Source organism: Streptomyces bohaiensis, from assembly GCF_012033785.1.
Taxonomy (GTDB): domain Bacteria; phylum Actinomycetota; class Actinomycetes; order Streptomycetales; family Streptomycetaceae; genus Streptomyces; species Streptomyces bohaiensis.
In genome coordinates this window covers 1-6355 of the sequence record NZ_JAAVJC010000269.1, presented here as the reverse complement: position 1 = coordinate 6355, position 6355 = coordinate 1, and the positions used below count along the sequence as shown (strand labels likewise).

Genomic DNA, 6355 nt, shown 5'->3' with positions numbered 1-6355 from the left:
CCCTACGTCAGCTGGAGCGGCGCGGCGCTCGTCGTCTTCGGCGGTCCCCGGACCGTCTGCCCGCCGGAGGCGGCGCGGTGCGCGGCCCCGGCCGCCACCCCCGGCTCGGGTGGCAACGGCGGCGGTAGCGACCACGGCAGCGGCAACGGCCCCGTCGATCCGCGGGTCCCCGCCGGTGGTTCCGGGCAGCCTCCCGGGCCGCCCGCGGAGAAGCCCCGCTCGGGCGGCGGAGAGAACGGCCGTGACCACGTCGAGCGCGCCCTCGACGGCGTCGCGGGCGTCAGCGACGTGGGGCTCCGCCACCATCGCAACGAGGACGCGTTCTCCCTCTCGACCTCCGTGCTGCCGGACGGCACGCCCGCCGTCATCGCGGTCGTCTGCGACGGCGTCTCCTCCTCCACCCGCCCCGACGAGGCGTCCGAGGCCGCGGCCGAGGCGGCGGGCGGTGCGCTCGCCACCGCGCTCGCCCGGGGCACCGACGGCCGACGAGCGATGCACGACGCGCTGCTGGCCGCCGGCGAGGCCGTCAACGCCCTCGCGCGGCAGGAGCGCGTCCCCGGCCGCAACGCGCCCGCCTGCACCCTGGTCAGCGCTGTCACGACCGGCGGAGAACTGACCGTCGGCTGGGTCGGCGACAGCCGGGCGTACTGGCTCCCGCTGGAGGGCAACGCCCACCCCATCCGACTGACGGAGGACGACTCCTGGGCGGCCCAGATGGTGAAGGCCGGGCTGATGTCGGAGGAAGAGGCCATGAAGGACCGCCGGGCACACGCCATCACGGCGTGGCTCGGGGCCGACAACCCCGAACTCGACCCGCACACCGCGTCGTTCAAGCCCAACCACCCCGGGGTCGTGGTGGTCTGCACCGACGGGCTGTGGAACTACGCGGACTCCGCGGAGGAGATGGCGGCGAAGGTGCCGGGCGACGCCCGCACCTCCCCCCTGCCGAGCGCTCAGCAGCTCGTCCGGTACGCACTCGACTCCGGCGGGCACGACAACGTGACCGTCGCCGTCATCCCCTTCCCCACCCCGGGGTCCACCGCCGGTGACCGGCGGGAGCAGGCGGCCGGCCGGGCCGCGGTGCCGCCGACCGCGACCCAGTACGTCGCCCGACCCGACTGAGCGGAAGGACAGCAGTCATGGCGCAACGGGCGCTGCCGGACCACCCGGCCGGTCGGCTGCCGCGGTTCGCGGTGGAGGTGCACCAGAACGAGCACCTCCACCGCGACGCCACACAGGTCCACGCGGTCGTGACCGCCACGGCGTCGGCCGCGACGACCGGCCCCGCGGCGGCAGCCACCGGGCCGGGAGCGGGTCCCCGGGGCGGTGACCCGGAGAGCGCGGTGGTGGTGATGGTGGACTGCTCGGGCTCGATGAACCACCCGCCCGAGCAGCCGGCCGCCGCCCGCGGTGCGACCGCCGCCGCGGTCGACGCCCTCCCGGACGGCACCGCGTTCGCGCTCGTCCGCGGCACCCACCGCGCGCCCGAGATCCATCCCGGTGGTGGTCGCACCGCGACGGGCCGGGGCGTCTCCCGGGTCGCGCTGCGGCTCTGGACCCCGGGCGGGGGGGCCCCGGTCCTCGTCAAGCAGGTGGCGCCCGCCGCCGAGGACCTCACCGGCCGCCGTGCCGGTGCCGGGCCCGGCACCGGCGACTACCCCACCGGCTCCTGGGGGTCGGAGTCGCGGGACTACCACGTGTGCCTCGCCGTACCGGCCGGCGCCGTCGACCAGGAGGTGCTCGCGGGCCGGGTGTCCCTCGTCACACACGACCCACGCGGCGCTGTCGTCACCCTCGGCGCAGCTGACGTCCGCGCGGTGCGGGCCGCGAGAAGCGGGGCGCGTACCGCGGTGAACCCCATGTCGCCCGCTACACGCGGCAGTCGCACCTCGCCGCCGCCATCGTGGAGGGCCTCGACCTGCGCCACCGCGGCGACGTCGGCGGCGCCACCGCACGACTGGGGCCGGCGGTCCGGCCGGCCCACCGTTCCGGCCACGCGGAGACGGCCCGGCTGCTCGCGACGGTGGTGGACGTGGAGGACGTCGTGAACGGTACTGTTCGACTCAAGGCGACGGTGTCCGACGCCGATGAGATGACCCTCGCGACCCGGTCCGCCCGGACCGTCCGGACTCTCCGGGGAACGAGCTGACCAGAGGTGGAGGCACGCTCATGCCGACATGCCCGAACGGCCACCCGTCGATGGCCGACGACTGGTGCGAGGTCTGCGGTCACCGCATGCAGCCGGCCGCGGGCGGGCCCCTCCCCGTCCCCGGGTACCCCGCTCCGCCCCCACCCGTCGGCGGGCCGCCCCCGCAGCAGCCAGGGGCCACCGCGCACACCGAGTCGTGTCCGCGGTGCCACACCCCGCGCACCTCGCCGGGACCGTACTGCGAGGAGTGCCGGTACAACTTCGCGACCAGCCGCGCCACGGCGTACCTGCCGCCCCAGTCCGCGCACGGCGCTCCCCCGCCCGGCTACCCCGCGCCGCCGGCTCCCCCGCCCTTCCCGCAGCCGGGCTATCCGCAGGAGGCCCCGCAGCACGCCGCCCCGCGTCCGGAGCCGACCGGCGACTGGATGCTGCCGCCTCCCACCACGCCGCCCCCGCCGCCCGGCCCGCCCCCCTCGGCGGACCCTCGCGCCGGCGGCTACGGCGGCACCGGGGGTGGCGGGTGGATGGTGACGATAGGCCCCGACCACGCGTACTTCGCGGCGATGATGCACCGCTCCGGGCCGGAGGCGGCGCAGCTGTCGCTGCCCTCGTACGCTCCGGAGCAGCAGGTCCGTCTCGTCGGCCGGCAGATGACGATCGGCAGGCGGCGGCAGTCGAGCGGCGCGACACCCGACATCGACCTCGGCCGCGCGCCCGAGGACCCGGGCGTCTCCCACCAGCACGCGGTGCTCGTGCAGCAGCCGGACGGCAGCTGGGCCGTGGTCGACCAGGACTCGACCAACGGCACCACGGTCAACGGCTCCGAGGAGCCGATCCAGCCGTTCGTGCCCGTACCGCTCGCCGAGGGCGACCTCGTCCACGTCGGCGCCTGGACCACCCTCCGCGTGCACCGCGGCTGACGCCGAGCGCTGCGGCTGCCGCGCCCCGAGGCGGGCGGCGCCCGCGTCCCGTCCGGGGCCGCGGCATCATCGTGCCGCGGCCCGGCGCGGGTTGACATGATCGTGACCTAGCGCTCCGGCGGGCAGGCATCACCGCCGCCCTAGGATCGTTCCATGACCACGTCAGCGATCAAGGCCGAGGGACTGCGCAAGCGCTACGGGGACGTCCAGGCCGTGGACGGTGTCTCCCTCGAGGTCGAGACCGGTGAGTTCTACGGCATTCTCGGGCCCAACGGCGCCGGGAAGACGACGACGATGGAGATCATCGAAGGGCTTCGCCGGCCCGACGAGGGCAGTGCCCTGCTGCTGGGTGAGCCGTCCTGGCCGCGCAACACGGCGCTGCTGCGCCGCATCGGCGTGCAGCTCCAGGCCTCCGCGTTCTTCGAGAAGCTCACCGCCCGGGAGCAGATCCGCAGCTTCGCCTCGTTCTACGGCGTCTCCCCCGCGCGCGCCGACGCGATGCTGGAGTCGGTGGGCCTCACCGACAAGGCGCACGTCCAGGACGACCGGCTCTCCGGCGGGCAGGCGCAGCGGCTCTCCATCGCCTGCGCCCTGGTGCACGACCCGGAGCTGGTCTTCCTCGACGAGCCCACGACCGGCCTCGACCCGCAGGCTCGCCGCAACCTGTGGGACCTGCTGCGCGGCATCAACGAAGAGGGCCGCACCGTCGTGCTCACCACGCACTACATGGACGAGGCGGAGACGCTGTGCGACCGCGTCGCGGTCATGGACCGGGGAAAGGTCCTGCGCGTCGGCCCGCCGCGGCAGCTCGTCGAGGAGTTGGGCGTGGCCACCCTGGAGGACGTCTTCCTCTCCCTGACCGGACGGGAGTACCGCGAGTGAGAACGCTGCTGAGCCTTTCCAAGGTCATGGTGCTCGGCATGGTCCGGGACCGCACCGCGGTCTTCTTCATGCTGCTGTTCCCCCTGATGTTCCTGTTGTTGTTCGGTGCGCTGTTCCAGAGCGACGGCAGCAGCAGGGTGACGGTCGCTCAGGTGGGCCCGGTAGAGGTGCTGGACACCCTCGGGGACGAGCAGCTGGCCGCGCTCGACGAGAGCCTGCGGCTGGAGCGGGTCGGCGACCGGGACCAGGCGCTGGAGGACGTGCGCCAGGGCGATCTGGACGGCGCGGTGTGGGAGGAGGACGGCGAGGTCACGCTGTTCGTCTCCGCTGCCGGGCAGGGCAGCTCCGGCGTCGTCACCGGGCTGGTCAACGGCCTGGTGCAGGAGGCGAACGTCGCCGCTACCGGGCAGGAGCCGGCGTACCGCGTCACCACCGGGCAGGTCGAGGACGAGTCGGTGAAGGCGATCCAGTTCCTCGCCCCCGGGCTCCTGGGGTGGGCGGTGGCCATGGGTGCGAGCTTCATGTCGGCCCTCACGCTGGTCAGCTGGCGGAAGAAGCGGCTGCTGCGGCGGCTGTGGCTGGCGCCGGTCAGGCCGGCGCACGTCGTCGGCGCACGCGTCGGCGTGAGCGTGGGCCTGTCGTTGGTGCAGCTCGTCGTGTTCCTGGGGGTGGCCGTCATCCCCTTCTACGGTCTGCAGCTGACGGGCAGTTGGTGGCTGGCCATCCCGCTGGTCGTCTGCGGCACGCTCGCGTTCATGTCGGTCGGCCTGGTCATCGGTGCCTGGGCCAAGACGGAGGAGGCGGCCAACGGGGCGCTCCAGGTCGTGATCATGCCGATGGCGTTCCTCTCCGGCTCGTTCTTCCCCACCGACAACATGCCCGGGTGGCTGAACACGGTCTCCCAGGCGCTGCCCCTGAAGCACCTGAACGAGGCCATGATGTCGGTGCTCTCCCGTGGTGGGGGTCTGTCGGACGCCCTGCCGACCATGGGCATCCTGCTGCTGTTCGCCGCGGCACTCACCGCGGTCGCCGCCAAGCTCTTCCGGTGGGACAACGCCTGAGGTGTCCCGCGGGTGCCCGGCCCGACCGGCGCGCGGTGGTGCGGGGGGGGGAGCGCACGACGGCCCCGCACCACCGCGGCGGTGCCGTGAACCTCCCGGGCCGGCCGGCACGCGGCCGGGCCCGCCCCCGCGCGGGTGACCTACGCCCGTGACCTACGCCCAGGGTCCTCGGCCGCCCGTCTGAGACCATGGAGGAGTGACTCAGATCCCGCACGGCAAGCTGGAGACCACCACCTTCTACGAGCAGGTGGGTGGCGAGGAGACGTTCCGGCGGCTGGTCCGGCGGTTCTACGAGGGCGTCGCCGAGGACCCGGTGCTGCGGCCGATGTACCCCGAGGAGGACCTCGGCCCCGCGGAGGACCGCTTCGCGCTCTTCCTCATGCAGTACTGGGGCGGTCCCCGCACCTACAGCGAGAACCGCGGCCATCCCCGGCTGCGGATGCGGCACAACCCGTTCCGTGTCGACCGCGAGGCGCACGACGCCTGGCTGCGTCACATGCGCGACGCGGTCGACTCCCTGGAACTGTCCCCGCACCACGAGAAGCAGCTGTGGGACTACATGGTCTACGCCGCGGCTTCCATGATCAACACCCCGGACTGAGCCCGGGAGCGGCCCCCGGCCCGCCGCCTCGGTCCACCGCCTCGGGCAGGGCCGACGAGAGTCGGGCGACAGGGGCGACCGGGCCGTCACTGCCGACGAGTCGGCCCGCGGCCAGCGCCGGTTCCCTCAGTGTCCCTCTCGACCGGCTCGACCCGCGCGTGCGGCGGCGGCCTTCGGCCTCGGTGCCCCGGCCCGCCGCCGTCGCCTCCCGCGTCACGGGATCACAGCGGCGTGAGACTCAGCCCCGGCCGCCCGACCCGGATCGCCGTGGAGCCGTGCGGGGTGCGCAGCCGCAGCCAGGCTCCCGCCGCCAGCACCGGCACCGGCACGTCCTCCGCCGACGGGTCGGCTCCCGGCTGCAGGAACCCGAGCGCGTGCGCCGCGTGGACGGCTCGCAGCGGCAGCCCCGTGCCGGGCAGCGGCCGGTTCCAGATCTCCTCGGCGAGGGTGTCCAGCGCGGACCGGGTCCGCTGGGTGTCGTGCAGCGCCTCGCTGCGCGAGCGGAACTCGGCGACCACGGCGGCGGCCTCGGCCCGCACCTCCGCCAGCGAGGGTTCCGCGACGCGCCGCCACTGGCCGCGCGGCGGCAGCACGCCCGCCCAGGACGGGCCGGTCACCGCCGGTGGCACCGCCAGGCTCGCGGCCCCCTCGTCGATGCCGTGCAACAGCTGCCCCGCGGACACCGTGGCGTCGATCTCCGCGCCGGCCCCGCCGGCCGTCCCGAAGGCGACCGGAGCGAGGC

The 6355-nt window shown here is 74.8% G+C and carries 6 protein-coding genes and 1 pseudogene; 6 read left to right on the top strand and 1 reads right to left on the bottom strand.

Annotated elements, in window-relative coordinates:
* From HCN52_RS20545 to HCN52_RS20520, 6 genes and pseudogenes are all read left to right on the top strand, one after another.
* Positions 1-1122, top strand: a 1122-nt coding sequence (locus HCN52_RS20545) for a PP2C family protein-serine/threonine phosphatase (RefSeq protein ID WP_168089941.1), incomplete at its 5' end; no start/stop codon positions are given.
* Positions 1123-1139: 17 nt separating this feature from the next.
* A pseudogene (locus tag HCN52_RS20540) lies at positions 1140-2149 on the top strand (hypothetical protein).
* Positions 2150-2169: 20 nt separating this feature from the next.
* The gene (locus HCN52_RS20535; protein ID WP_168089940.1) at positions 2170-3069 is read left to right on the top strand and encodes an FHA domain-containing protein; all 900 of its coding nucleotides are present in this window, start codon (positions 2170-2172) and stop codon (positions 3067-3069) included.
* A 153-nt stretch (positions 3070-3222) separates the two neighbouring features.
* The gene (locus HCN52_RS20530; protein WP_168089939.1) at positions 3223-3951 is read left to right on the top strand and encodes an ABC transporter ATP-binding protein; all 729 of its coding nucleotides are present in this window, start codon (positions 3223-3225) and stop codon (positions 3949-3951) included.
* Positions 3948-5012, top strand: a complete 1065-nt coding sequence (locus HCN52_RS20525; protein ID WP_168089938.1) for an ABC transporter permease — start codon at positions 3948-3950, stop codon at positions 5010-5012. Before HCN52_RS20530 ends, HCN52_RS20525 begins: the two co-directional genes overlap by 4 nt.
* Before the next feature lie 196 nt (positions 5013-5208).
* Positions 5209-5613 carry a globin gene (locus HCN52_RS20520; RefSeq protein ID WP_168089937.1) on the top strand — a complete coding sequence of 135 codons (405 nt, stop codon included), beginning with the start codon at positions 5209-5211 and terminating at the stop codon, positions 5611-5613.
* 221 nt (positions 5614-5834) lie between these two features.
* Here the strand turns inward: HCN52_RS20520 and HCN52_RS20515 are convergent.
* Positions 5835-6355, bottom strand: a 521-nt coding sequence (locus tag HCN52_RS20515; protein WP_168089936.1) for a DUF8185 domain-containing protein, incomplete at its 5' end; no start/stop codon positions are given.

Bases quoted from the DNA above. Each gene is read 5' to 3' on its own strand.
- HCN52_RS20535 (WP_168089940.1), top strand. From the start codon at position 2,170: ATGCCGACATGCCCGAACGGCCACCCGTCGATGGCCGACGACTGGTGC.
- HCN52_RS20530 (WP_168089939.1), top strand. From the start codon at position 3,223: ATGACCACGTCAGCGATCAAGGCCGAGGGACTGCGCAAGCGCTACGGG.